Genomic DNA, 24,576 nt, shown 5'->3' on the forward strand with positions numbered 1-24,576 from the left:
GTTGTAGAATTCATCAGCGGGTTTTACAAATGTCCCGAACAGGAGAATTTGCATGCGTCCAGAACTCGAAAACGTAACCATCGAAGACCACCAGGCGGCCCGGCTTGAAGAATGGGTTGAGGCAAACAAAACGGCACGAGGCTGGCTCGACAGTTATGCGCTGGGAAAAACCTATATCGATAGCCGGGCTAACGGAGGAAAGGGCATCACGGCGCGTCGGCGTTATGTTAGCCTCGACCACGCTGTTGCCAAGGAAGTTCCGGAACTTGCGGGCTATCATGCTGAAGACATCAAGGCATTCCTGGCTGCCCGGACGCTGAAAGCCGAATTGACAGAAGAAGAGCCGACCGGTCTCCGCATGTAATCCACGAAAAGAGAGGTCCTGAATAGCTGAATAGGACCGCCCTGATTGGGTCTTAGGAAATGTTCGCGTTGACCTTAACCACATTGGCAGTTATCCAATTTTCTTCTGGCAATACGGGGCTCTCCTACCTATAGGAACGGCAAACGACACGGAGAAAATGGATGTTCACTGCGGCTGATTGGTTGGACGCGAAACTCAACACTTTCCACACGGCCGAAATCGGAGGCAGGACATTCATCGGTAGATTGTCGATGGAAGGCCCGTACCTCAAGTTGCTTGACGTCGGCTCGTTGTATTCCGGGAAGGGAGTTTCCCTCGGAAGCGGGACGTTCATCGATAAGGATGATAATGGCGATTGGGGTGTTTTCAAAAGCGATTGTCAGAAGCTCCGGCTGTCACTCAATGGTTTCAACGACGAAGAAATAGCGCGTCTCGCAATGGAGTTTGGCATCCGCGCCAATCATATGACTTCGTCTACTTTTGTTGGTAGCGAGGCATGGAACTCTTTGAAGACCTGGGTTCGAACCTATCCTCACGTTGCTGAAAGTTACGGACGCTTTGACGCAAACGTTCCCCACTGGCTTGAACGGGCATCCCGTGAGAACGCACGTGAAAGGGAAGCGGCTTAACCGTGATATGTCGCGCGCTCGACGCAACGTTCGGCGATCCTATCAAGGCTCGCTGCGTCTAGCTCCAGGGAGGCTCTTGGAACAAACTGATCAACAAGGAACACGCGCACCCTAGCGGGTTTCTTCAAAATTTCTGACACAATGTCTCAAAGATTGGAAAAGTGCTAGCGTCATCAATGACGATTGCTGTTGCCTTTCTAATGTGCTTCCCTGATGTGTCAGGAGTTGTAAGCCATGAAAAAGGCGGCCCTCGAAAGGACCGCCCAGTTGGAGTCTTATCCTCCTGAGGGGATGGAGAACAGACTACTTTGCCGGAGGCTTGGCTTCGGCATCAAGCTCGCCAGGCGGTGGTGGTGGGGCTTTGTGATCGCCTAGGCGCTGCTTGATCTTGTGTCCGGCCTCGGCCTCGTCCGCGAGGTCAATCTTGCCGTCCTTGTTCACGTCGAAGCGTTCGAAGGATCGGTCTGCTCGTTCACCACCGGGAGCACCAGCCAGAAACTCTTCCTTCAAGATTGAGCCGTCGCCGTTCGCATCGAGCTTGGAAAAATGCTCTTCGCTCTTTTTCGCCAGGAATGCCTTGTATTCTTCCTTCGTCACGGCACCGTCTATATTCAGGTCTGCAGCCTCGATGAATCTATCCGCTTTGTTCGGATGCTCACGCTGGCCGGGGTCCTTCGGACCTGCTTGAGCAACGCCGACAGTCGCAGCGAGCGCAATCAATGCAAGAGCGGTTTTCTTCATAAAAATCTCCTTCAACAAGCAAGTGACCTCGTTGTCACAAGGAAAACTGTGCTTCAGTCGGCGATGGAAAAGAAGTGTCCATATATTAAATCTTTGTAATAAAACCGTCGGAGAAACCTTCAGAAACGTATCTCCTTGAATTTGCCAAGAAATTGCCTTGTGCAAGGCAAGCAGAACACAACTGATCCTTGGGTTGCAGGCATGTCGTTGAGGACTCTGAAAGGCGCAAATCGAAGAAGTTGTTATTAAAACCTGTCGGCCGAATTGCCACACTGGCCCGAAGCTTCACAGAGTAGATTGCAGCTTGTAAGAAAATCCGCGAACATAAAGAAAGTGAACAGCTTCTCACGGTGTGCAGATCAAGCGCATCCACAGGATTTCTGGATGTTTTCTATCCACAGCAATGGCATCTCGGCAAAGGCATTTGCAGCATTATTCCTTTCCGTCTCCGCAATTTCCTTGGCTTTCACTGGCGCGTCCGTGGCGAGCAGTGCGTGCGACGCCATGTCTCCGTCTTCCATACAGCCACGAATCCTCAATGAAGCACTGAAACAAAAATCCGATATCCTGTGCTATGAGGAATTCTCTCTTTTTCATTCAGGATTGACAAAGACGCCCCTTTGGACCGCGCAACACCTTACTTCCGAGGGTGTCATTGCTGCTGAAGCAGTCGACCGGGAAGATGTTTTTCATTCGGAGGGGATGCTCGCTCCATCGAACCGTTCGGAGCTGGAAGACTACCGTCGCAGCGGCTACGACCGTGGTCATATGGTCCCCGCAGCGGACATGGCCTCGGTGAAGGCCCAGGATCAGTCCTTCAGTCTTGCGAATATGGTTCCACAGCTTCCGGAGTTGAACCGTGGTCTATGGTCCAGGGTTGAGGGAACCACGCGCGGTCTTGCCAGCCAATATGGTGAAGTCTATGTCGTCACGGGTCCTGCCTTTATCGGAAAAAACCTCAATCGCCTGAACGGGCGCGTCATCGTGCCAAGCCACGTATACAAGGCGGTGTATGTGCCCGGAGCACAGCAGGCTGGAGTCTGGTGGGCCGTGAACAGTGGTAAGGGTGGCGAGTATGAGGTCATCAGCCTTGCGGAACTGTCCAATAGGACTGGGATCGACGTTTTTCCTGCCCTGCCCGCAGCAATCAAGGAAAACGCCGCGAAATTGCCAGCGCCAAAGGCTTATTCAAACAAGAGTGATGTTGCTAAACCTCGACAGGCAGATCACCATTCATCCGCACCTGCAGCGCCAAGACCGACTGCGGAATCTGGCTGGCTCGATCTGGGCCTGGCTGTAATTGAACGCCTTCTGAAGTGAGACCCATGCGCCCGTTTGAGAACGATAAAGAATCCATGTCCCTCTCGGGACTTTCCATCGACAATGGTCCTGACCTGATCGCCATTCACGGAATTCTGGAAATCACACGAGACAGGCGGTCACTGCAACGTGTCGAGACACTTGAGTCCCTGCTTGGTGACATCAAGGCGAAACTCTTGAGCTTCGGTGAACTGCCAGAGGTGGCCTCGCCAGAGATTGACCCCACCAAGGTGGATGTTGTCGCCAACCCATTCGGCGACAACTGAAGCTTTTTAGCGCCCGATACGCAGCGGCTGCTGATCGTTTTCGAGCCGCAATTCAAGTCCGATCCGGTCCCTAGTAGGCCAGCTGTAGATGTACTTGCCGTGGTCATCACGGACCAGGAGGAAGTCTACGCCGTCGACTTCATAGAGTTTGACGAGCGCTTCATAGTCCTGCCCACGGGAACCGTTCAACAGCCCTGCGAAATTCATTCGCTCCTTGTCGGGCTGTTCAACGTATGAGCCGTTGTTGCGTATCCAGGACATCATCTCTCCGATTTCCGCCTCGGAAGCGACAGCCGAGCTGGTCAGGCGGACCTCTTCCATGTCGGTTCGGGTGAAGGAAGCCAACGCGATACGTCCAACGGCGCGGATTGGCTCGCGCAGATAGGCAGGCAGGTTTCGGACGAGATGCCACTGGGGATAAAATTCGCCCGTTGCAACAACAAGCTTGTTGCTGAAGATCGCAGGCAGATTGTGGGGGTTTTCTGGTCTGTCAGGCGTGGTGTCATTGACCCGGACGCGTCCCTGGTTGGCCCTTGCCTGTGCGTCGGAGATCGTGTCCCGGAAAGCGTCTGGATTCGCAAAGAGTGTCGCGACGCGATCAAGCGCGACCTCGTCCAGTCGGGTGCCGCTGTAGACGGCTTCCTGTGTCTTTTGAAGGTTGGCTGTCCGTTCTGTGCGTGCCTGCACTTCAGCTTTGAAGTTGACATGTGCGGCTGCGAGGCTGCCGAAATTCGTTGTACGAGACAGTTGGCGTGTGGGTGCGCGCATTCTTGATTACCTCTTGCCTTCAGATAGCATAAGCAGCGGATTTAGGGAAACGGTTCCGGAAGACCTCTTCCATGAGTGACCCGCCGGGTGCCGTCCATGGTTTCAAGGTTCCTGTCGCGTCGAGCATGGAACCAGTGATATCGTCGCCGACGTGAGCAGCGACTTTGAATTGATCGTTCATGATGATCGTGACGAGGGGCTTATCGTCGGCTTCGAGACCAAACATCTCGGTGATAATGGCACGCTCCGCTTTAGAGGCCGCTTCCGTGGTGACAAAAGCCTCTGTCTCGGATGGCAATTCCTGCTGGATACGCATCATCTCATGGCCGAACCCGTTCGCGACCTTGTAGTGGCCCACAATCTCATCCTTGTTGTCGAGGCAGATCAACTCGTCCGCCTCCGGAAGATGGGCCTGAATTTTAGCCACAAGTTCCGCCTTGGCGTTGCGATACCCGGCCTGATTGGCGCGATGGTCCTCAGAGCTGACAAGGACAGGACCGACGAAGACCCCTTTCGGCTCCTCGCCATCGGTCAGGCGTAAAACGACTTCTCGCCCTGTCGTGGTGACCAGGTCGCCGTTCTTGATTGCTGAAAGCTGAAAGTATCGCGCAATGCCCACGGAAATTCTCCATTTCATTCAGAATTTTGATGCCCTGGGCCTGCATGGGACCAGAAAAAAGGCTTTGAGCACGCAGGAAATCCGCCCACCATAAAAATGTCCATTCGAGGAAATGCCATGAAACAGACCGAAAGAATTATGGTGGCGTGCCTTTTCCTTTACGAGGGTCATGAGCAGGAAACCGTCAGCAAGCTGATCAGCGTGCTTGAGGAAGACCTCGCGGCGGGAGACCCCACGGCCACTGTCATTGTGAAGGAGTTGATCGACAGGTGTTTGACGTCCCCCAGGCTGCCTGGGATTTACGGAGACATCATTTCCCTAATGATCTCAAAACGCCGTCTCGACGACTTGTACGAGCAGATGGATATGCGGGTTCAGCAGATCGTGGATATTGCCAAATTGCTGTCCAGTCGAACAGACAGCACACTTGCTGCCAAGATCGTTCTTAAACAAATCAATGCAGTGATCGCCACATGCGAATGTCGAACGGCCGCGTGATGGTTGCGGGTTGATACAATCTAATTCGAGGTGGTTCGGGGAGGGAAAATTGACCAATCTTGAGAAATTCAGAAGAACGCCAGCAGGCCGGGCAATCATGAGCGGCGCGATCTTTATGTCGATCCTTGCCAGCCCGGCCTATGCAAACCTGGGCAATCCTGAACTTGCATCGCCGCCGCCACAAGAGCAGTTGGTGCCGTCTCCCGAGCCCGTTGCTCCAGCACTGTCGACGGCCAGATTGACCGAAATGCTGGAGGCGTCTGTCGAAGACCTGGAAGCTTACACTGCTGATCTACAATCGGAAATTGCCTTGTCAGAACGACATCTGCAGGTCCTCAGAGCTATGGATGGTCTGGTCGACGACGTAAATGACCTGTTCGGGGCCGAGGCTGCGGAACTTTCCCCTATGGAAAAGGTGTCGCTGGCCCGTCGGATTGTCGAAAATAACCTCAAGATCGCCAAGGGAAAGCTTGCGCTGGTCGGTCCTGGTGAGGATATTGTCGAAATTTCCTTTTCGCCCGAGGAGCAGACTGTGAGGCCTAGCGCGTATGCCCAACTGGCTGCCAGTCGTCAAGACATTCTGAATGCGATTGAGGAGACGAAGATGGACATCGATTATGTCGTCGACGAGATCGCAAAGTCACAGGACGAAAATACTTACTACCGCGAGGCACTGCAGGAGGTGACAAACCTCTTCGACAAAGTCTTGTTGGCATCTCAGCCAACGGAAGCTTCCCTTCAGGCCGATTTTTCAGCGCTGAAGACCTGGCAAAAAGAATTCAGGGACGAAATGGCGACAACCGAAGAATCCTTCTCTGTCAGCACCCGGTGAGGTTAGAAAGTGCCGTCACCTAGATATTCGTAGGTGTAGGTGACGGTCGGGGCTGTCATATGCTGTCGAGCGGGTTTCGGGGTTGTCTTGCCAACGCCATAGGATTTCCCGCATGCATATTTCTTCAGGTTTACGGGAGCTTTGGTTGTGGCGGGAGCGCTTTGCAGCGGATAGCCCTCCCCGCTTTTCGGGATTAGGCCGAGCAACCCAATCGTGAGCCGTTCACGTTCCCTTCCGCTTGCCGCTCCCATTACCACGGAGATGTACCTGTGATCACCCATGATAATCCGGTTCACGAGGTTGTAGCCCGATGAGCAGACATAGCCCGTCTTCATGCCGGTCACACCGGGAAACTTCTTCAGCAGCGAGTTGGTGTTGGTGAAGGTCTTGTCGCCATAGGTCACGGATTCGATGTGGAAATAGCCGTCGAACTGCGGGAAGTCGCGGGATAGAGCCGTTGCGAGGATGGCAAAGTCTCTGGCTGTGGTCACCTGATCGGGATCAGGCAGTCCGCTGGCGTTGGTGAAGCGTGTCGATAGCATCCCAAGGCGTTTGGCCTCTTGGTTCATCAGGCGAACGAAGGCAGGCTCATCACCACCGGCCACGGTTTCGCCTATGGCAGTCGCCACATCGTTCATGCTGCGGGTCAGGGTGATCTTGAGGGCGTCGGATAAGGTGAGGCCATGTCCGACAGGAAGGCCAAGCTTGGAAGGGGCTTTTGATGTCGCGTTCGTCGACATTATGACCACGCTTTGCGAGGACAGGCGTCCTTCACTTATTGCCTTAAAGGCAAGGTAGGCGGTCATCATTTTGGTCAGGGATGCTGGATGCCAGAGCACATCAGCTTCATTTTCTGCAATCACCCGCCCCGTGGTTTCGTCGACGAGAATCTGGGGGATCGCCCGCGCATCAGGCGCGAAAGTGAGTGCGGCCGACAGGGCTAAGGCAAAACCATAGACCTGGCGTCGGCCGAACTTAGCGAGAGGCTCTGAACAGGCCCCGGTCAACCTGGCGCTGACGGAATTCCAGATCGTATATGTCCTGCGCGCCGTTGATATAGCGATCAGCCTGGGCTTTGATCGGGTCATGCGTCATAAACTCGAATAGTTTGGTGGTGGCTCTCGCTGTTGCTTGTCGCAGCATGGTTTCTACTCCTGTTTCGATACTGAAAGAATGGAGTGAATTGCTGCGCCGCACAAATTCCAAAACTCCTTGTCAGCTATGCGCCCAACGCAAGGCCGTTGACTAATTCCTGTGCAGGAAAGGAGTTCTTGTAGAGGACTGTCGTATACCAACGCGTATCGTCACGGTTCATCAGGTCCTTGTTGAGCGTGGTCGAGACATACGAGAACCCGTTCGCGGCGAACTCCTCTGCGATGATGTCAGCGTCCAGAACATGCATGCCGCGTCCAGGCTCTTCTGGGGCAACCTTGAAGGTGATGATGGCGCGAGCTTCGCTGTCGTCACTCAGCAATGCATAAAAGCGCGACAGAGCGGTCTCACGTTCCTTTGCATCTAGATGCATCCAGACCGCCGAGCAGATGATGAGATCGAAGCGCTGAACGAAGATATCCAGTCCCGGAAGCTCCGGAAGCGCGCTATCGACGTAGATCGCATTCGCAGGCATCCCGTTCGCCATGGCCTTGGTTCTCAGGCCAACGGAAGGTTCCACGGAGATGACGGTATGACCAAGTTCGGCCAGCCACTTGGTGTCGCGGCCAGAACCGGACCCAATATCGGCAACGAAGCCAGGCTTGGTCGGGACATGAGCAATCACATCCTTGAAGACGTCTTCTGACCGAAGTGATCGATAACGGGGAAACAGTTCGTCTGCATTTTCGTTGTAAAAACGTGTGGTCACGTCGCTCATCTGGGGCGGCTCCGAATTCCTTGATGGGAAAAGGATTGCCGCAGAACTTCTTCATGTCCACAAATTTTTGCGAGAATTCCTTGCGCCGATCAGGGCGCAAGGATCGCTGGGTTTTCGAACATGAACTCGTTCGTCAACGTGTCGGGAAGCACATACTTGATCGAATGGGCCTCCCAGGGCTGTGGTGGCTCCATCTTTCGAACCAACCGATTGATCGCATCCACCGGCACCGCCGCCTTGCGGTTGGCGTTCTGTTTCAGCAGAACCTCAGGCAGCGTCTCGATATAAACGATCTCTATCTCGGCATTGTAGGCCCGAAGAAGCCGCAGAACCTTGCCCCGCATTTCCGGCAGGACATTGGTGGCATTCCATGAAAAGTTCTGCCCGGCTCTCAGGTAAGTCTTCGCAAGCTCTTGAGCCGCCTGCGCGACCGCGCCTTGATTGTCCGAATGGTCGATCTTCATGTCGATCCGCAACTGGTCGAAGCTGACAGTCGGTCGCGCCGGACGATTTTCAGCAAGCCAGGTGTCCTTTCCAGAGCCCTGCAAGCCGCTCATCACGGTGACGTGGCATCTGAAGTCTTCGCGGGCAGCATAGTCCGGCTCGCGATCCTCATGATCGAAGCAGGCAAGACGGCTTTCGTTGTTGGCAAATTCATATGGCTTGCCAAGGATGCCGTGTTCTTCGAAGAGAAGGCCGGTCAAGCCCACCCGCTCGACGATACCAGCGTTGTCGGCACTGATCCGTCCGCGCGCGTCGGCGGTGGCGTGCATAAGCAGGTGACGGGTGTCGCTAATCAGTGAGGCTTTGATGGCGTCCTTGCGTTGCTGCATTGGCGAGCGACGCTCATTCGTCTCCCAGAGATAGAACGGCCATTGATGCAGCATGATGAGGCTGCAAATTTCCTCCCGCAAAAAGAACGGGACCTTTTTGGACCGCAGGTTCTCTCGGGCGATCATTGCCCCCAGACGTGAGTGGCCAGCATTGGTAATGCGACCGCCGGGAAGCTCTTCGCGCGTGGCAGGCTTGCCGCTGTCATGGAAGACAGCGGTCCAGAACATCTTGAAGCGGTCACGGCTGCTCAAATCACGGTATTCAGCCGATGAAACAAGCTCGTTGATGACCATGCGGGTGTGGATGCCGACGTTGCCTTCCTGGTGATGGATCGGGTCCTGCGAACTTTTTTCAAGGTCCGCGAGGAACGGGAAAATGTTGATGACAGCGTCCCAGGAAAAGTCGCCCGCGTCGTTCGGGACGATGTCCATCATCTTCTGGAAGTCGGCGTGAATAGCTGAAGGTTTCATGGATCATCTCGCTAAATGGAAAGGGAGCGGATGACCCGCATTTCGTTCCCGAATATATTTCGTTTGTCTCGGAAGTCAAACCGCTTGAGACTAAAGGAGTTACATCCTTGGGCTCAGAATGCATAAAAGACCCGATATCGATACCACGAGCGAATTCACCGGAACGATCACTGAGATCGGTAGCCCGATGGTTCAGCTCGGAAGCACCTCATGTTCTTTGAACGGTATTCACGCCTATTACCAGGAAATACAGGCGATCACGGTTGATGAGCCGCGCTTCGCGCCACCGACGATGACGCTGCGGTTTCGACAAGGAGCCGTGCTTGTCTTCAAGGGGCCACCGGCATGGGCAAGAGGCAGAGCCAAATTCCTGGAAGAGGTAAAGCGGGCGGAAAACAACATCCGAGTGCTCGCCTACGAGTGCTGGAGAAACCTTCTGACCGCGCATTTCTCGCGTGGGCGGCCATTCTCCATTGATCGTTTTCGGTTCACGCCAGCCGGGGACATCTTCGACGGCGGCCGTTTTCTGACCAGCATCTACTCATCTGATTTCGATGCCCGCGCCGAGGGAGAAGCCTTGCGGATTGAATATCGAGAGCAGTCAGGAGAGCGAGCCCTGATGTTCCAGATGTTCGATGTAGGGCTTTCCCCGGAAATCCTGGCGATCTTGTTGAAAGATCGTCGCAAGGAACGTCCGAAGGAAGACATGACCAATACCTGGTCCAACTTCGAGGAGCGAGCAATCCGGTCCCTTGTCTTGTTGGCCGCTATCGCTGGCGGCTGGAACCGTACGGGTCTGACAGATCGCGTGAGGGTGTTTGCCGTTGCCCGAGGCATTGATCTCGCAGCCTTGCGGCTCGACCTCGACAATATCGACCTCATCAAGCTTGCTTTGGATAAAAGAGCGACCCGCAATCTGTACAATGCCGTCGCAGACTTCTGCAGGGTGCCGGAATACGCTCATCGCCTTCGGTTCGACGATATAGTATCCGACCTCGTCAAGGTTGCCGCTGATGGGAAGACGCTGTCCGATCTCGCGGTCTACTTCATATACGAGATCGCCCTGTTTCAAGGGCACTCAATGGGACACGTGCCTGTCGTCATTGACCGGATATTGGGGCTGGAGGGCAAACCGTGGGAAGAGGTCGTCATTCTCGGCGGCGGCCCGAGCATGGGTGCCCGCCAGCCGGATATGGAAGAAGAATGGAGCGACCAGCCTGGCCGCCGCAGTGCGGGCGACGCATATACCGATACTTCTGCCGGTCAAGGGGCGCGGGCTGAGGCAAACAAGCCGAAAACGAAGAAACTGCCGGTCGGCTACTTCCCTCTGATGACAAGGGAATATCTGCAATATTTCGGCTTCTCCGGGCTTGCTCCGGATGAAAAGGAATTCAAGTCTGCCTACAAGCGGATGATCATCCAGTTCCATCCGGACCATGTTGGTATGGAGGCAACATCGGAAGAGACGGAAGCTGCGATTGCCAAGGCAAAGGAAATAAATCTGCGTCGGGAGTGGCTAGTGCGGGATTTGGAACATTACTGGAAAACCTTGGCAGCCAATTAATTAAAATCACCGCGCCAAATTAAATGTTGACATTTTCTGACTAAAGTATGAGAACACTCTAAGTTTTCCTTGATGGCCTTATTTAAGGTGGGGTGGCGATGCGCAGGTCGAGAACAGTTGATCAACCTGACTATGGCTGTAAGGGCGGGACGTCCGCGACCGCAGGAAGAAAGTCTCGAAAAATTTTCGCCACTATCAACGGGGTTGTTTACTCCAAGCGCGTGTTCTTCAATCAACAGTTTCTCGTCGTCAGCTTCGTCAAGGACAATGTCATCGTAACCGCCTGGGCCACGGAGGCTGACGCAATCAAGCATCGTGATTATGAACGCCGGGACGGTGTAGTCTCAGACTATGCGTTGGCGCAAACGGTCTAACCATTCGGAGATTTGGATGCATAAGCAAGGCAACAACCTTCACTACAGTGTCAGGGGTAGTGGCGAGTTCCCGGTTGATATGTTGAAGTATGACGGCTGCTGTCCCGCTTCCGCGAGTGATCAGGCCCTGATCGACGCTCATAGCGATCCATACACCGACAGTTCGGAAGAGGTCGTTGTGAATTTGGTCCTGCTGAATGCGGATCGTCGGCTTCCGCATGCTGATCGGTGGGAATCTTTCCGATGGGAGGTCGTTGGATCGCCTCATGTCGAAAGCGACGCTGCCCGGATCGCGCGCTTGCAGGCCGTATGGGATGGCCTCTTGACCTCGCTCACACCCGCGCAGCGTGAAGCCATGGACTACTTCCGGCCGGAACGCGTCATCTAACGCTTGCGAGGAGCTATTTCAGTGACATTTATCGAAAGCCTGTCTCCGGAGGCAGTTGGGTGCGCAAGGGGCCGATGATTTCGGCTGCTCGGCCGTTTGCTCTGGCAAAGGCCATCATCGCTCATAATGCGGCCTGTCCGGCGGTTCAGTCAAACGCGTCGGGCGGCAGGAATTTTCGGATCGTTTTGCGGCTGTGTTTGCGATGGATCACCACCAGTCCGAGGAATATCAGAAGCCATGTCACATGGGCGGAGACCGATTGGAACTCGAACTGCAGTTCCTCGGCATGCACAGCCGCATTAAAGTCGTCTCCCGATACCGCCAGGTAAATGTCGTCATGGGCGGTCGCGACCGCTGCGACCCAGAACAGGCTCTTCCCATGCAGCAACGTCGTCTCCGACCATAAGTAAGGCGTCCGCAGCTGAATGTCGCGCTCTGCAATGTCTTCCATAGTGCGGGCAATCACTGGATCGATAGTTTCGCCGGTCTTCATGTCGACAGTCGGTGCATCCTTTGAAATCACGTAGCATTTAGCGTGGAGCGCATCGCACTGCTGCTGGAAGGCTGCCGATCCACCGGCATAGATACTCGCCATCGCTCGCTTCTCGACTGAAATGGCACTGTTGATCCCGAGAACCAGAAAGACATGGAACAGCGTAAAGGTGGCGATGACGCTCGCTGCCAGCACAACCGTCATCATCCTGTCGAACGTCCTGTGCTTACGGATAAGAACCAAGGTGAGAAGAACCGCAAACACCAGGAAATAGGCAACCAACATGCCATATTGCGGATTCACAACATTATTGGCATGGCGACCAAACGCCCATCTGTAGGTATCGAACTCGTTCAGGAACGAATGGAAGTCCTTGATGAGGAACATCTTGTCGTAAAGGATTTCTCCAAGAACCAGGATCGTCGGCAACATGAAAAATCGGAAGCCTCGGCTGGCACACATGTAGACCATCAGCACGATAATTGCGTTGATGATCGTCTGGTCGATCCAGAGGGCGAATTCAGTGAGCGTCCATCCTTTTTCAATCAGATATTCAATGGTTCCGAAGGTGTTGATAACGAACGCCAAGGTAGTCAGAGCGAAGAATGCGACGACGCCATGACGCGCGGCCAACGCTTTAACGCCGGGAGGAAGGATAGAAGGGAGTGGCATTGGCATGGTCCGGCATCAGATGGAACAATGCTCAGCCAAATTCCCTGAATATTCCAGTGAATATTCAGGTGAGGCGCATCCAAGGCCCTCACCCGCGAATGTCACCGTCGGACGAAGACGGGTTTCCGTTTTCCCTCCTCCTTCCAGCGCTTCTTGTTTGCCTCAAGGGCTTCTCTGAGCGTGCCGTCACGGAGAACGGCCTCCGAGACCGCGTGGTCCAATTGGCTCACTTGAATGGAAAGGCTTGCCTCCAGGGCGTAGCGGCGTCCGCCATACTCGAATTGGGCAAACTCGATCCCCTTTGGAACAATGATCGAGTGGGCAACTTCACAGGCCTTCAGCCTCAGCTTGTCGGCGTTGATGTTGTCGGTGCGGAGTTCGGGGTCGATGAAAACGATGTCTTTGCGCATAGAAAGGCTCCTTGCAGACGCAATGCGACCGGGATTGGTCGAATGTTAGCGTTCTGATCAGAGCCTTTTTATTATGACATGCGCGGAATCCTTATTGGGACCAACAGACTTTAAAACACGCCACGCAAAGTGGCCAAGACATTCACGAGATTGGATTAGAAATCCTTCTTTGTCAAACGCCAAAAGCGCTTGCGGTTTTCGATTGCAGAGAACAGAATTCCTTTATGCGTTACCTGCTGACCTATTCTGCTGGCAACGCAGAGAGCGGGTTTGAGGTGCCTCGCTCTATAAACATAAAGCGCATCCCGCGTAGCGCGGCACGGCCAGACCGTAAAGGTCAAGTAGTGCACGACCTGGCAGCGGCAGGTCACCATTTTCATCTTAATGTTGACATTTTCAGGTTGGCAGGAGATAGTGATTTCCATGACAAATGAAAAACAAGATATCTCGGTTCTCATCAAGGTGCAGTTCGCAGCTGCTCTTCATTACGAAATCGAACGCGTCAACAAGGGCGCAAAATCCGATTGGGAAGGCAACGGCCTGCACAAGCGTCTGCTTCTGGAAGAGGCGAGGAAACTGGTGCGGACGAAGGCTCACACATTCGAGAGCCTGAAGCTCGATCCGGAGAAAGCGCAGGCCTATCTCATCGACTATCCGGAAGCGCTTGAGCGATTGACGTTCTCGACCCCGGTGCCCCTCAAAAGGGCTATCGTCGATGCCGTTGAACAGGTCATTCTTGACCGTGCTTTCGATCAGGAACACAAAGCCATTGTTATTCAGCAATGGAGTAAAACGCGCGCCGAAGACGTCCTGGAGTTCGTGGTGGAGGCGGCTTCGAAGTACCAACGCCTGACCCAGCGCACCATCGACTATCGAAGCGTCGCCGATACGCAGGACGATCTGGAGGCGCTGGCTGCCACGGTCTTCGAGCTTCGTGAAGCGTTTCACAACGAGAACATGGATTACGGGTATCTCGACGAGGTGCGTCGTGCCGATGAATATCTTGAGTTCTTGGCATTCGTGAAGGCTGGAGAAATTGCGCTCGACGCCGTACTCAGCCAGGAAAACGGGCTGCGGCGTCCACGATGACAACCCAATGGCTTCTTCAAGATAATCATCCGAACCTATCCTCCATACGCGAGATCGAAGCTATCTTGCGCGATCAAGCGAGTGACGTATCCCTTGTGACACTTAAAGGGCATTCCACGGATATTCCCGAGACGGAAGCATTGGATATGTCTCGCCCAACGGTTTGTTACGGTCCGTCGTTCGTACCGCGAGCCTTGCGATACCCTGCCCTTTCGCCCGGAATCTTCTTCGATGCAGCGACCTTTCGCTGGTCAGCCTTCCAGGCTGGATGGGGCGATCTGATGGCAAGCTCCGATGCTCTGGTCGTAAGTCTGCCAGAAGCAATGTCGCGAATTGCAGATGAAAACATGTTTGTTCGTCCCGACGAGGACAGCAAGGCGTTCGATGGCGGCCTCTATAATCAGAGTTCATTGGCGGCCACTCTCGGCCCTGCAATCAAAAAAGGACGTGTCAGCGATAGCACGGAGATCGTCATCGCGAAACCGATAACGGTCGATGCTGAATGGCGCACATTTATCGTCGACGGAGAGGTTGTCGCGGCCTCCTCCTATCGGTTCAACGGGCTCGGAAACATGGACCTCCACGTCCCTCACCGTGCAATTGACTTAGCGTTCGAGGCTGCAGAACTTTGGAAGCCTGCGGATGTGTTTTGTCTTGATATAGCGCTTTCGGAAGGATTGGAATAGTGGAGGCCAACTGTTTCAACGCCTCACGGTTTTACGGCGCGGACGCGCGCGCTATCGTCGCGTCTGTGTCGTCTTTCGTGGGTCGAAAATATGCAGTTGCGAACACATTTGGTTGACGACAATCCGTTGCGCAATGAACATTATGGTGTTGCCGTAGGGATGAAGGAGTTAGGCTATGGAAAGCGTCGATGTCTTGGAACGACAGCTTAAAGGTTTGCTAAGAGGCAAGTACACGAGCGTGAGCATTTACATTTAACGAGCATTCGTCAAGCGTCATAGACGCTCGCGAGGTGGAGGAATGCGGTGATTTCAGGCATGTGAGCTGGGTAAGCGAGGCTGAAAAGACAAAGGCAATCGATGCGAACAGCGTCTGGATTTTACACTGTTATCCCGAAACGCCCGGCGGTTTCTACGCAATTGGCGCTTCATCTCTGTCTGCCTGTCTAGAGAAAACCTTTGCTGGCGGGTGATGACTTCGAGTCTCGCGGCGTTGACAGTCAATGGAGCGCCAAACAAACTCCTTCAAAGAAAACAGGACATTTCCCAAATGACCGCCGATCATCTCGACAGTCCTCGATCCATCAACATGGTCGCACTCTTGTACCGGCATCGAAATGCGTCGATGTGTGTCGTTCTGATCAAGAGAAGAGAGAATGGTCATTATAACCTCTATCCGGTGTCGGAATTCGAGGTGCAGGAAGACTTAAAGTCGTTTGAGTTTCAAGATAAATTGCGCGAGACAATGCGTCTTTACGCAGCGGATCGCGGTGTCTCATATTGGATGTCCGGAAAGACTTTCCAACTTGTGCATTCCATTTTATCTGGGAACGGCGCATTCGCGCGGCATGCGCTCGACCCCATGTGCGTTGATCTGACGTCTGCTAAAAAGGTTGTCGAGACCTATGCTGCCTGGGCCAGTGCATCGGGTAGAGACGAGCATCAGGTCATCATCATTAAATCTGCTTAACGACGGCATCAGTTGGGTCCCAAAACGATTTCGTCCGGGTATGAAGTTTGTGGATTAAAAGAACTTCTTCCGCTCTCGGATGTGAAGCGCAAAATTTTGTTATCAGACACACACGTCTGAACATGTCGGTTATATTTTCATTGTCTTTCAGCAACCGTCGCCACAAACGTTTGAGCGGTGGTCATGAATGAATTCACGAGACAGGAATTCGCTCGCCATTCGAACCAATTTCGTCCCCCTCAGATACCCCTTGTCGGTTAAAGCCAGCTATCGTCGGTCCCGCGACACAGGTCAATTCCATAACACAAACATCAGACCGCCTGTAAGATCGCCCCTGACTTGCGAAAGTTCAAACGTATGTGGCGAACAGCAAAATTTTGACGAGCATCGCATCCGGGCGGAATCTGCCGCCGCATGCGGCCCGCATAGAACCTGTCGACTCACTGCTCCGACCAGGACGACCTTGCCTATCGGGCTGCGCCCCTGGCCGCCGCTGAGGGGTCGGTCTTCGTTCTGTACGGCACGTTCGTCTCGTCGATCTCGACAACGCTCTGCAGCGGCTTCCGGTCCGGATCGACCATGGCCCGGCTAGTCCGAGCAATTATCGTCAACAATTTAGCGTTACTTTAATCTAGATAAGATAAGAACGTATTCATTGTGGTCCGGGATATCGATGTAACCATTGTGAACAGGGCGCGTCTTAAACTTAAATATAATCGACGGGAGGCTGAGAAGCGCTTCGCGAGGGTCTATGAACCCGTCGCCGGGGAACGATGCATCTATTGCGGGATGCCGAACGACGGGAAATTCGACCACCAGCCTCCAGTGTATGTTCTGCACCGGTTCGCGAATGGTGGCCTGGTTACCAAGCGGGAGATCGAAGAGAACTTCGGCCAGTGCAAACTGGTCCCCTGTTGCACCATTTGCAACATGGGTCTCGGTGCTTACCACGGTTCGAGCGATAAGGACCGCCGTGAAGAGATCGTGGATTGGTTTTGGGAAGATGAGCGATTTCCGGAAGACAAGCTGGTGCTTGCTCTTGGGTGTAAGTTGATCGAGGACCGACAGAAGGGAAAGCGCGACAACTCGATCTACGAATTTCCAGGCGTTGGTCGGATCATCTACACCAATGCCCTAGGTGGCCTCATCGAGGGCGAGTTTACGGGGCCAGAGGATTTTCCAGATTGGTTGAAGCTCGCGCAAGACGAGCTTGCTGAATGGCTCCGAGGCACACCGAAACGCAAGTCACAGTATTTCCTCTCCATGGCCAAGCTGGAGAGCTACGAACTCCTGCCGCACGCCCGAAGCGATCCTCGCGGCCAGTACGAGTGATGTTCCCCTGCCCGCCCTCGCGCGTCATTGACAATTTGTGCAGCCCCGATACCTTGATGGTGAACGGAGGCAAGGTAATAGACTTGCTTGGGGTTGGTCGAAGGCCCGTCAGCATGGCGCATCTTAGGCGCTCGTACCGTTTAGAGACTGCGGAGTGACGCATTTGATGCGTCGTCTTGTGCGAGGATTATCCTCCCAACTGAGGGGCGCTTCTTAAAGCGCTGCACGTCCGCTTCAGCAATGAAGCAAAGGACGTGCACTCGTGAAAAACAGCCAAATACGAAAACTCAGACGCAAGGCCGCCGAGAGCCAAGGGTGGCAATGTTTCTATTGTGAGCAGCCCATGTGGGACAGTGATCCGAAGGATTTCAGCACGCGCTATCGGGTGCCTGAGCGAGCTGCGCTAGTCTTTCGATGCACTGCGGAGCATTTGCAGGCGCGAAGTGACGGAGGGCGCGATAGCGAGAAAAACATCGTCGCAGCTTGTCAGCACTGCAACAACAAACGTCACAGAAGCAAGCGTCCGAAGGATGCCGACGACTTCCTGATATATGTCCGCTCACGGATGAAGAAAGGTCGGTGGCATTCAGTGAGACCGACGTTCTGAACGGTAGCCCTTCAAACACCATGACGAGGAGCGGCCGTCGCTGCAAACGCCAACTTGCGTTCCTCGTAGCGTTGCGCCTGCAGCTTCTTGAATTCGGCGCGGATCGCAGGGATTCGGGGTTCGTCGAAAAGCTCTGATACCTCGAAATCCAGCCAGAACAGATGCCGGGGAAAGCAAAGTGAGAACGCCCGTATTTGGTACTCGTCCTCATAGTCCAGGAGAAAGTAGCCGATGAGCTGGTAGACGTATTCGAGCCTTATGTTTGGAAGTTTCGAAGCTTTGAAGTCAATCAAGGTGCGATCAAGGATGAGATCGCAATCGGCTCCTCCGATGTGCTCGGAACCTGAGAACGTTGCGCCGACGTGAACGTTCTTGGCGTCGCGGAACCTGGCCGCGTTCTGGATGAAGAAACGCGCAAAGACGGAAGAGACGTCGTCAATGATCGCCCGGTCCAGCTTCGACAGCATTGCCTGAACATCCTTGTCCCCTAGGCTGCGGACATAGTCCAAGGCTTCGAATGATCTCCGGCAACAGGCATCGATGCCCGCGCACAGGACGGAGATCGACGCCAAAGTTCTTTCAGAATCAGGAAGCAGTTGCTTCCCGGCCGGGCGTTCTCTGGCGACAAACTCGTCGAGAAAATCGAATAACCTTGCCGCCAAAGAGTGGTCTGTTGCGCTTGTCCGCCTGAAAATCGCATCGATGTTAAACCACGGATTCTGGCCATTGTCGGTTCTTTCGAGCCAACTTATTCCCTCGATGATTGCGGGAGATCGATAGAAGTCATTCGAGAAGAAAGCACGCAATCGGTAATCAATCGCCGAGCCTGCAAACGCATATGAGATGGCTCGGGAATATGTGTTATCGGGTTCGAAATTCTGTTGGCGGATTCTGGAGCGGAGGCGCTTTGTTACCTCTTTAAGATGAGGAACATGCTCATCGATAAACATACGGGTCTGGCTTTTTGCAGAGAGCACTTCGCTCGTGAGCGACATCGGCATATCCTCTTTAAGACGCTCACAACGTGGCCTCGTAGCCCGATTCACATCCGCTTTTGATACCAGCTTTTAGAGTTTTCGCTTAGCTCGCACCAGGCCAGTACAATTCAAAAACCTCGTGGTGCTCTGCAGCTTCGCCACGATGAGCGGCAGCGTTCAAAAATCGCACGCGGCAATGCCCTGCGCTCCGTGGGCGCTTGGGGCAGACTTCAAATCAGGGCGCGGGGCATTTGCAGAGGAAATTGCCGTTCACGTTCCGAATGTCGACCGTCGATCCCGTCATGAAAACGCGATACTTGTCCTGAGACATGTGCGAAACCGAAAAACATGTCGGATATCGGCTCAAATAACTGAGCATCAGCTGGCGATGCGTAGTCGCCTCCACCTGCGCGAACTCGCAAACATATGCCTTTCGAAGCTCCGGCGGCTGGAATTCGAATTCGACAGTTTCGCCCGACTTCGAGACGGCATTGTTCAGTGGCTCCAGCGGCTGCGTATACCCCTGAGCATTCGCGAACGCGGAGAAATGGAGTGGTTCCGGACCGATCCAAGCGGTCGTCACCATCGTGATTACGGCTGCGACTACGGAACTAACGACTATGGACCGGATATCACCTGGAATGCCCTCCTTCAGCCATTCCCAAAGTGATTTGAGACATCTCCGCCAATCGGGCATTTCAGTAAGCCGGGAAAAGAAGGGAGAACGACAAGTCTTCGAACCGAGCCTGGATGCCGAAACCTCTCTCCCCGATTGTGCCACACGAGATGAGCCGTCGCTCGTCGGCAAAGGGTTGCCGACCTGGTAAAGCTTCAGATACGCAACGCTCAATCAGATTTCGGCCTTCGTCTGTCTGTATCGCTTCGATTAATGGTCCCGCTTTCTCGGTGCGAAGATTACCTTCCGTCAAAGGTCGAACGAATGCGTCAGAGAGTACCGGGGCGAACTTCGAGCGGAGCGCGTCCGCTTGCTCCGGCGTCCCCGCCTTGAACTCGCTACTAATGGTCCCCAGGACGCCGATGGCGTTATAGGTCGCCGCCAATCCGGGGTCAGCGGACGATGAAAGGTTCGGCGGCAAAGCCACGCTAAACCGGCAAACACGCTGATTCCGGTCCGAAAACAAGGTGACAATCAGGGTGTCATCGAATTCTACCGTGGCCAAGTCGGAGACGTCCTTGCATTCGCTCAACGCCATGCTGGCTGACGCTGTCCCGCCGGTTAGAGCAACGAACAGTGCAGCAAGAAGAAAATTCAGCCGGTATCGGATGTGAGAGCGCTTCACGGCTGCAACGAGTCCTTTGCAGGTCCCTGGTACGCTGTATCCAACGCAAGATTGATCAGGTGCGCCAGTCGGAACCCAGCCAAGCGCACGCGGTCTTCTGCAATAGGTGCGTACTGCTCCAGGTAATCGCTGCCCAACGATACCTTTCGCTCTTCATCGTCCGGGCCAAGGCTCGCTTGGGTGTCTGAGTAATGGCAGGCATTGCCGGATTTCACGCAGTATTGGACGTCGGGCTGCAGCGTAATCTGGAAAGACTCATTGGCCCAGACAGCAGGATCGGTTCCCACCATAGCCTGTTCCTCGGCGAGGCTTGTGTTGGCAAGAAGCGTATCGACTGCGCGGTAAGTGATCGTCCGCCTGCCCCAAGTCGATTTAAAGTCGGCGCGGTTCCGAACCTTTTGAAAGAGACCGGCCTCCAATAAGCATCCATCCCATATGGCATGCAAATTCCCAGGCCGATAAGAGGAAGTCCCGCATCCGCCGACAACCCTGGCTTTGATCGCGTTTCCGCCCTTGTCGTCCGCGAAAGAGATGTGGAGTGGCTGGTGGATGTCCCCGATCCAATGTCCAACCGCCATCAAGGCGAAGACCCGATCTTCATCAGACTTCGACCGATCCTTCAGAATTGTGAGGTCGCGGTCAATTCCAGCGAAGATGCAGGAACCACCAACAGGGCAGCTCGCAGCAGGAATCGACGTTGTCGTGCGGTCAACGTTCACAAAGTGATCAGCTGCGTGTTTACGCGGCCTCTCGTCCTCCTCCAAGCAGCCGACATTGAACGACGTGTAATGCCGAAGCTCCGTCCCATCTTTTGCATGAACGGTGATGCCACCCTGCCCTGCGTGGAAAATGCGCTTCAGCTCATCTCGCGATGCATCGGTGAGATTGCGATAAGCTAAGTCGCAGACCGTCAGATGACCGAACTCGCCCCAAGCCAAGGCAGTCCTCGGAATGGACGAACAGCCTACAAGAACCAAAGCGAAAACAAAAAACACTGAGCCGAAGCGTCCCATGTCGCACCCCCTACGAGCCAAAGACAGCGGGATCATATCGCAACTATGGAGAAAGAAAAGGCCCGCTCAATAACGTTGAAGTTGATCGCATTATGCGAACTGAACCGCATGCGCACCGGTGAGCGCGTACGACGCGAACGTATTGTCAACGGAGGAACACATACTTTACGAGCGCCACGATGCCCATTCCCCATCATCCCGCCGCCCAATCGTTCATCATGGCATCCTCCTTTCATTCGGCCGCTGCCGCCTATCATCGCACCGTGCTGCACAGCATGATTCCGATTCGTGCCCGTGCAAGCGGTTGGGAACGAGTCCTGCAGTGCAACATTCCTGTGGCGAGGGCTATGCTTGTAACTTGCGAAAGGCGGCCTATTTTCGTTCAGAACCAGGATCGAGTAACCCGCATGACCGACGACGCTGATTTCCAAAGACAGATGCTCATGAAGATGGCATCAATGATTGAAGGTACGAAGACCCTCACGGATCGCGTTGGAGCGATGACCGAAGGTTGGGCGCTATGACGCGGAGTTTGAGAACTCTCCAGGCAAAACCACACCTTGCGTCAAGACATTTTGACTGTTCGATCGGAGGCTATTCAGTTCAGATCGGACGGAATTGCTCGGCTCGATGGACTGGCGAGCCGTGGCGATAGGTGCGATGGCATTCCTAGATAGCGGTTCCCGGAAGCTGATCATCTGCAACGCCAATGATCGCCTCTGAGCATCAAGAAAAGAGAGACCATCTGCTAACACTCTCTTTGAAGTTGTGCTAGTGGTAGACGAGGCGGCGAGTATGAGTGGGGCATGGTGAGCATATCTGAAAAATCGAGCCGAACGCTCTTTGTCCTGGAACTCGTCATCTTCGCATTGCCTCCGACCATTGCTCTGGCCTCATGGACATTCTTGGTGGGCCCCAGCGCGTTTATTGTGTTTCTTTGCTCCGTCCCAATGCTAGCGGCCAGCATCTCATTCGACATACCGCAGACACCCGGAATGACATTGGTCGTAATGGCCCTTTCAGGGGCGGCCGCCGCCCTGATAGGCATGGGCGCGACTGCGCTCGTGAAGTTCCTGTCCTTGTCACTGGTCTTTGTGAGCCAAGGCGCGGCCGAACTGCGGAAACATCGTCATAGCTTTTGGAGCTGCCTCGCCTGGGCAGTTCTTCCTCTAATCGCGACCAATGCCCTTTTACCGGGTCTGACAACGGACCTGTTCGATGAGAGAGTGTTCCGATTTCTGGTGTATGGTTTGACCCTGGGTGTTCCTCTTTTTCATCTTTGGGCTGAGATGCACTATCGACGTTAATCTTAGCGCCTTCCAGTGCGGACAGCTTTCAGTTACTCAATCTGGATATGAATATGATCGTCGTGACGCGCGGCACGACATCCTTGAAATCGCACATGGCCGTCGGTGATGCCCAGCGCATTCTTGACATGAGGCTCTATGAAGACCTTCTCCAAGCCGAACCGGGCAACCCCCTCCGTGGTGAGCCAACGGATGGCAGAAGCGGTCCGCTGCTCTTCAATTCGATAAGCTGGAAATAGAGGCTGCAGGCCATCGAGGTTCCATCGTCCGGTCAGCCAGTCGCTCCTTCCGACGCACGGCTGTTCTTCGTCGGCGGCAGGTTGCTCGAAAGCAAAGTAACCGACCGGCGACCGCGTCGTGCCATTCAAGAACGCGCCCTCCACATCCTTGTAGTAGAACGCGAGGTCGAGCTTTTTTCCATCGTCATGCGACAGATGAGGAAGCAGCGGAAAACCGTCCATGAACGGGAAATTGGCATCCAATGCGACCGTAACAGTTCCTGGAAATTCTCTGTCCATGTGTTCCGCCAGCGCCCTTGCCAAGTCGCGCATAGGCGGCGTGACGTAGTTGCGGTTGAACAAGCAGTAGATTGGGGAGCGGACCACGAGCCTGTCCGTGGCGTCTGCAAAACAGGACAGGGGAACCCGTCCAAGCGTCGGGGCGATGAGGCTCGATAGGAATGCTGCACCAGCATAGCAAAACAGGAACACTGCGACCTTTATCAGGAATCGCCTGATCCCCAATGCATGCGTCGCCATGAGAGCCGCGAGATATGCGAGACCACCGAGCTGCGTGAGTATCGTCAGGATAAGGGTGATCGAGAAGTGGAGAGCAAACCGTGACACTTAGCGGGCCTTCCCAGACCGACTCGACTCGTTGTTGTTTCGTGAGACGACGCCCTACTCAACCGCGAACCTGGGATGTGTTATTCATTACAGCCAAACACGAAGACCCGGATTTTCCCAGGGTCCGCCTCTAGCTCGCCAATGATTTTGTCAACGTATTTCCGCACTCTTCCCTCCGCCTCCGACGGGTCTTTACCTACCTCAATCAAGTCTTTTTTGCCTTCTTGATAACGACGGTCGGCCTTTTCCCTCTGGACTGCCTCAGAGACCTTGTCACCTATTTGCTTGTAGGCTTCCGCTAAAATCCTGTGCACGGCAGTGCAGTGGAAAAAATGGTATCTTGGGACGCGTCGCTTCTGTTCTTGTGCAGAAACAACGACTGTAAGGGAGCATATAACAGCTGCAGCAACCGGAAGTTTCATCGCGGACTGGACTCCCTTTCAAGACCGTTGGGCGAATATAGTTTCTGAATCGACCGCGTTAACCGCCTATCCTTGCTCAATTCTTTCCCATCTCATCCATTTGCGCCACAAGCAGATCAGGAAGCAAACCTAGCCGAGAACTCTGCGTACCGACGAAGGAACATGCCTGCAAAAAACATAAGGACGAGCATCCAGACCATGATGAGACAGAGCACGCGAAAGAAGTTTGCGAGAGGAGAAATTTGCACCTGGGCGAGCTGCTTAAAGGGCACTCCGCGCGGTTTCGTCACCATCACCCCGAAATAGCTGATTGAAAGGGCAAACAGTAGTTCGGCGAAATAAATGTCCATCCAGTCCGGGACTCTTATACGACGGGTAAGAGTGAACGCGAATGCTTGATTGGCCGAAAACAATGTCATGGAAGCCACGAAGCAAAACAACTTTGCATATTTCATAACCGACGACTTCCCTTTCTGTAGACCCAAGCAGGCACAGTGGCGCATACCTGCGGTTGAGTCTATTAACCCGATTGAGTGATTTGACGAGTATCATCAGGCCTGGCAAACTCGCCGCAATCTGAAGGGCAGTCGAGGATTTGAAGGGTCATCACGTCCAAAAAGGGATACCACCAATGGGTGTCGCTTTTCTCAGGGGCCCCGCACTGACCGGCATTCTCACCGTCACCACGGGATGGTTGCCTGGGGAGTGCAATCCCCCGATGCCTCCGTTGCTCCGCGATCTGGAGGTGGCGGGAGGCTGGAGGACGAACGACTGCCCTCCTCCTTTGGCGTTGCCCCTCGTGTTGACGACCGCTTCGGAGTGACCCGGAAACGCACGTGCCACGGTGATTTACCAAAGCCGCTCGAAACATTCCTCCACGGGATAGGCGAATTTCAGGATTGGGCGACAAGCGAATAG

Annotated in this window: 30 protein-coding genes and 1 pseudogene; 15 read left to right on the top strand and 16 right to left on the bottom strand. The window is 54.2% G+C overall.

From position 1 onward, the window contains the following. The first annotated feature begins 52 nt into the window (after positions 1–52). Together FFR93_RS02860 and FFR93_RS02865 are read left to right on the top strand one after the other, a co-directional pair. On the top strand, positions 53–364 hold the full coding sequence (locus tag FFR93_RS02860; protein ID WP_138391855.1) for a hypothetical protein: 312 nt from the start codon (positions 53–55) through the stop codon (positions 362–364). 161 nt (positions 365–525) lie between these two features. After that, the gene (locus tag FFR93_RS02865; RefSeq protein ID WP_138391856.1) at positions 526–993 is read left to right on the top strand and encodes a hypothetical protein; all 468 of its coding nucleotides are present in this window, start codon (positions 526–528) and stop codon (positions 991–993) included. 303 nt (positions 994–1,296) lie between these two features. Here FFR93_RS02865 and FFR93_RS02870 read toward each other — a convergent pair whose 3' ends face one another. After that, on the bottom strand, positions 1,297–1,752 hold the full coding sequence (locus tag FFR93_RS02870) for a hypothetical protein (RefSeq protein WP_138391857.1): 456 nt from the start codon (positions 1,750–1,752) through the stop codon (positions 1,297–1,299). Between the two features lie 366 nt (positions 1,753–2,118). Between FFR93_RS02870 and FFR93_RS02875 the strand changes: the two genes are divergently transcribed. Beyond that, complete coding sequence (locus FFR93_RS02875) at positions 2,119–3,054, top strand: DNA/RNA non-specific endonuclease (RefSeq protein ID WP_138391858.1); 936 nt, start codon at positions 2,119–2,121, stop codon at positions 3,052–3,054. Positions 3,055–3,059: 5 nt separating this feature from the next. Further along, positions 3,060–3,320, top strand: coding sequence for a hypothetical protein (locus FFR93_RS02880; protein WP_138391859.1), 261 nt, complete (start codon positions 3,060–3,062; stop codon positions 3,318–3,320). 6 nt (positions 3,321–3,326) lie between these two features. Here FFR93_RS02880 and FFR93_RS02885 read toward each other — a convergent pair whose 3' ends face one another. Together FFR93_RS02885 and FFR93_RS02890 are read right to left on the bottom strand one after the other, a co-directional pair. Next, on the bottom strand, positions 3,327–4,088 hold the full coding sequence (locus FFR93_RS02885) for a hypothetical protein (protein WP_138391860.1): 762 nt from the start codon (positions 4,086–4,088) through the stop codon (positions 3,327–3,329). A gap of 19 nt (positions 4,089–4,107) precedes the next feature. After that, complete coding sequence (locus tag FFR93_RS02890) at positions 4,108–4,707, bottom strand: hypothetical protein (RefSeq protein ID WP_138391861.1); 600 nt, start codon at positions 4,705–4,707, stop codon at positions 4,108–4,110. Positions 4,708–4,824: 117 nt separating this feature from the next. On the opposite strand from FFR93_RS02890, the gene FFR93_RS02895 reads away from it, so the two are divergent. Both FFR93_RS02895 and FFR93_RS02900 read left to right on the top strand, forming a co-directional pair. After that, positions 4,825–5,205 carry a hypothetical protein gene (locus tag FFR93_RS02895; protein WP_138391862.1) on the top strand — a complete coding sequence of 127 codons (381 nt, stop codon included), beginning with the start codon at positions 4,825–4,827 and terminating at the stop codon, positions 5,203–5,205. A gap of 49 nt (positions 5,206–5,254) precedes the next feature. Then, a complete protein-coding gene (locus FFR93_RS02900) occupies positions 5,255–6,037 on the top strand; it encodes a hypothetical protein (protein ID WP_138391863.1) in 783 nt (260 codons plus the stop codon). Positions 6,038–6,039: 2 nt separating this feature from the next. Here the strand turns inward: FFR93_RS02900 and FFR93_RS02905 are convergent, their stop codons facing one another. The 4 genes from FFR93_RS02905 to FFR93_RS02920 all read right to left on the bottom strand — a co-directional run bounded on the left by FFR93_RS02905 (position 6,040) and on the right by FFR93_RS02920 (position 9,211). Then, positions 6,040–7,044 carry a D-alanyl-D-alanine carboxypeptidase family protein gene (locus tag FFR93_RS02905; protein WP_171049044.1) on the bottom strand — a complete coding sequence of 335 codons (1,005 nt, stop codon included), beginning with the start codon at positions 7,042–7,044 and terminating at the stop codon, positions 6,040–6,042. After that, the gene (locus FFR93_RS02910; RefSeq protein ID WP_138392858.1) at positions 7,013–7,180 is read right to left on the bottom strand and encodes a DUF3563 family protein; all 168 of its coding nucleotides are present in this window, start codon (positions 7,178–7,180) and stop codon (positions 7,013–7,015) included. The genes FFR93_RS02905 and FFR93_RS02910 overlap by 32 nt, the downstream gene beginning before the upstream one ends. Before the next feature lie 76 nt (positions 7,181–7,256). Continuing rightward, positions 7,257–7,907, bottom strand: coding sequence for a class I SAM-dependent methyltransferase (locus FFR93_RS02915; protein ID WP_138391865.1), 651 nt, complete (start codon positions 7,905–7,907; stop codon positions 7,257–7,259). A gap of 89 nt (positions 7,908–7,996) precedes the next feature. After that, positions 7,997–9,211, bottom strand: coding sequence for an AAA family ATPase (locus FFR93_RS02920; protein WP_205910723.1), 1,215 nt, complete (start codon positions 9,209–9,211; stop codon positions 7,997–7,999). 118 nt (positions 9,212–9,329) lie between these two features. On the opposite strand from FFR93_RS02920, the gene FFR93_RS02925 reads away from it, so the two are divergent. The 3 genes from FFR93_RS02925 (at position 9,330) to FFR93_RS02935 (ending at position 11,537) form a co-directional block, all read left to right on the top strand. Then, the gene (locus FFR93_RS02925) at positions 9,330–10,775 is read left to right on the top strand and encodes a hypothetical protein (protein ID WP_138391866.1); all 1,446 of its coding nucleotides are present in this window, start codon (positions 9,330–9,332) and stop codon (positions 10,773–10,775) included. A 98-nt stretch (positions 10,776–10,873) separates the two neighbouring features. Continuing rightward, positions 10,874–11,149 (top strand): hypothetical protein, encoded by a 276-nt coding sequence (locus FFR93_RS02930; RefSeq protein ID WP_138391867.1) that lies wholly within the window; start codon positions 10,874–10,876, stop codon positions 11,147–11,149. 16 nt (positions 11,150–11,165) lie between these two features. After that, positions 11,166–11,537, top strand: a complete 372-nt coding sequence (locus FFR93_RS02935; RefSeq protein ID WP_138391868.1) for a hypothetical protein — start codon at positions 11,166–11,168, stop codon at positions 11,535–11,537. Between the two features lie 145 nt (positions 11,538–11,682). Here FFR93_RS02935 and FFR93_RS02940 read toward each other — a convergent pair whose 3' ends face one another. Together FFR93_RS02940 and FFR93_RS02945 are read right to left on the bottom strand one after the other, a co-directional pair. Beyond that, positions 11,683–12,702: a hypothetical protein gene (locus tag FFR93_RS02940; protein ID WP_138391869.1), complete on the bottom strand. Its 1,020-nt coding sequence runs from the start codon at positions 12,700–12,702 to the stop codon at positions 11,683–11,685. Between the two features lie 101 nt (positions 12,703–12,803). After that, the gene (locus tag FFR93_RS02945) at positions 12,804–13,112 is read right to left on the bottom strand and encodes a hypothetical protein (protein ID WP_138391870.1); all 309 of its coding nucleotides are present in this window, start codon (positions 13,110–13,112) and stop codon (positions 12,804–12,806) included. Positions 13,113–13,535: 423 nt separating this feature from the next. On the opposite strand from FFR93_RS02945, the gene FFR93_RS02950 reads away from it, so the two are divergent. The 3 genes from FFR93_RS02950 to FFR93_RS02960 all read left to right on the top strand — a co-directional run bounded on the left by FFR93_RS02950 (position 13,536) and on the right by FFR93_RS02960 (position 15,854). Continuing rightward, a complete protein-coding gene (locus tag FFR93_RS02950) occupies positions 13,536–14,201 on the top strand; it encodes a hypothetical protein (protein WP_138391871.1) in 666 nt (221 codons plus the stop codon). Next, entirely contained in the window at positions 14,198–14,887 is a 690-nt protein-coding gene (locus FFR93_RS02955) for an ATP-grasp domain-containing protein (RefSeq protein WP_138391872.1), read from the top strand. Before FFR93_RS02950 ends, FFR93_RS02955 begins: the two co-directional genes overlap by 4 nt. Positions 14,888–15,434: 547 nt before the next feature. After that, on the top strand, positions 15,435–15,854 hold the full coding sequence (locus tag FFR93_RS02960) for a hypothetical protein (RefSeq protein WP_138391873.1): 420 nt from the start codon (positions 15,435–15,437) through the stop codon (positions 15,852–15,854). A 441-nt stretch (positions 15,855–16,295) separates the two neighbouring features. Here the strand turns inward: FFR93_RS02960 and FFR93_RS41315 are convergent. Then, positions 16,296–16,441 (bottom strand): annotated as a pseudogene (locus tag FFR93_RS41315) (IS1595 family transposase); the annotation flags it as partial. 202 nt (positions 16,442–16,643) lie between these two features. On the opposite strand from FFR93_RS41315, the gene FFR93_RS02965 reads away from it, so the two are divergent. Next, positions 16,644–17,186, top strand: coding sequence for a hypothetical protein (locus FFR93_RS02965; protein ID WP_138391874.1), 543 nt, complete (start codon positions 16,644–16,646; stop codon positions 17,184–17,186). A gap of 618 nt (positions 17,187–17,804) precedes the next feature. Here FFR93_RS02965 and FFR93_RS02975 read toward each other — a convergent pair. From FFR93_RS02975 to FFR93_RS02985, 3 genes are all read right to left on the bottom strand, one after another. Next, on the bottom strand, positions 17,805–18,788 hold the full coding sequence (locus FFR93_RS02975) for a hypothetical protein (RefSeq protein ID WP_138391876.1): 984 nt from the start codon (positions 18,786–18,788) through the stop codon (positions 17,805–17,807). A 680-nt stretch (positions 18,789–19,468) separates the two neighbouring features. Beyond that, complete coding sequence (locus tag FFR93_RS02980; protein WP_138391877.1) at positions 19,469–20,071, bottom strand: hypothetical protein; 603 nt, start codon at positions 20,069–20,071, stop codon at positions 19,469–19,471. After that, complete coding sequence (locus FFR93_RS02985; RefSeq protein ID WP_171049045.1) at positions 20,068–21,084, bottom strand: S1/P1 nuclease; 1,017 nt, start codon at positions 21,082–21,084, stop codon at positions 20,068–20,070. The genes FFR93_RS02980 and FFR93_RS02985 overlap by 4 nt, the downstream gene beginning before the upstream one ends. 179 nt (positions 21,085–21,263) lie before the next feature. On the opposite strand from FFR93_RS02985, the gene FFR93_RS02990 reads away from it, so the two are divergent. Both FFR93_RS02990 and FFR93_RS02995 read left to right on the top strand, forming a co-directional pair. Further along, positions 21,264–21,608 carry a hypothetical protein gene (locus FFR93_RS02990; RefSeq protein ID WP_138391879.1) on the top strand — a complete coding sequence of 115 codons (345 nt, stop codon included), beginning with the start codon at positions 21,264–21,266 and terminating at the stop codon, positions 21,606–21,608. A 282-nt stretch (positions 21,609–21,890) separates the two neighbouring features. Then, positions 21,891–22,391: a hypothetical protein gene (locus FFR93_RS02995; RefSeq protein WP_138391880.1), complete on the top strand. Its 501-nt coding sequence runs from the start codon at positions 21,891–21,893 to the stop codon at positions 22,389–22,391. Positions 22,392–22,423: 32 nt separating this feature from the next. Here FFR93_RS02995 and FFR93_RS03000 read toward each other — a convergent pair whose 3' ends face one another. From FFR93_RS03000 to FFR93_RS03010, 3 genes are all read right to left on the bottom strand, one after another. Continuing rightward, positions 22,424–23,236: a hypothetical protein gene (locus FFR93_RS03000; RefSeq protein ID WP_138391881.1), complete on the bottom strand. Its 813-nt coding sequence runs from the start codon at positions 23,234–23,236 to the stop codon at positions 22,424–22,426. An 80-nt stretch (positions 23,237–23,316) separates the two neighbouring features. Beyond that, positions 23,317–23,658 carry a hypothetical protein gene (locus FFR93_RS03005; protein ID WP_138391882.1) on the bottom strand — a complete coding sequence of 114 codons (342 nt, stop codon included), beginning with the start codon at positions 23,656–23,658 and terminating at the stop codon, positions 23,317–23,319. 116 nt (positions 23,659–23,774) lie between these two features. Then, entirely contained in the window at positions 23,775–24,113 is a 339-nt protein-coding gene (locus FFR93_RS03010) for a hypothetical protein (protein WP_138391883.1), read from the bottom strand. Positions 24,114–24,576 lie beyond the last annotated feature (463 nt).

Source organism: Rhizobium sp. MHM7A (assembly GCF_005862215.1).
GTDB classification, from domain to species: domain Bacteria; phylum Pseudomonadota; class Alphaproteobacteria; order Rhizobiales; family Rhizobiaceae; genus Rhizobium; species Rhizobium bangladeshense.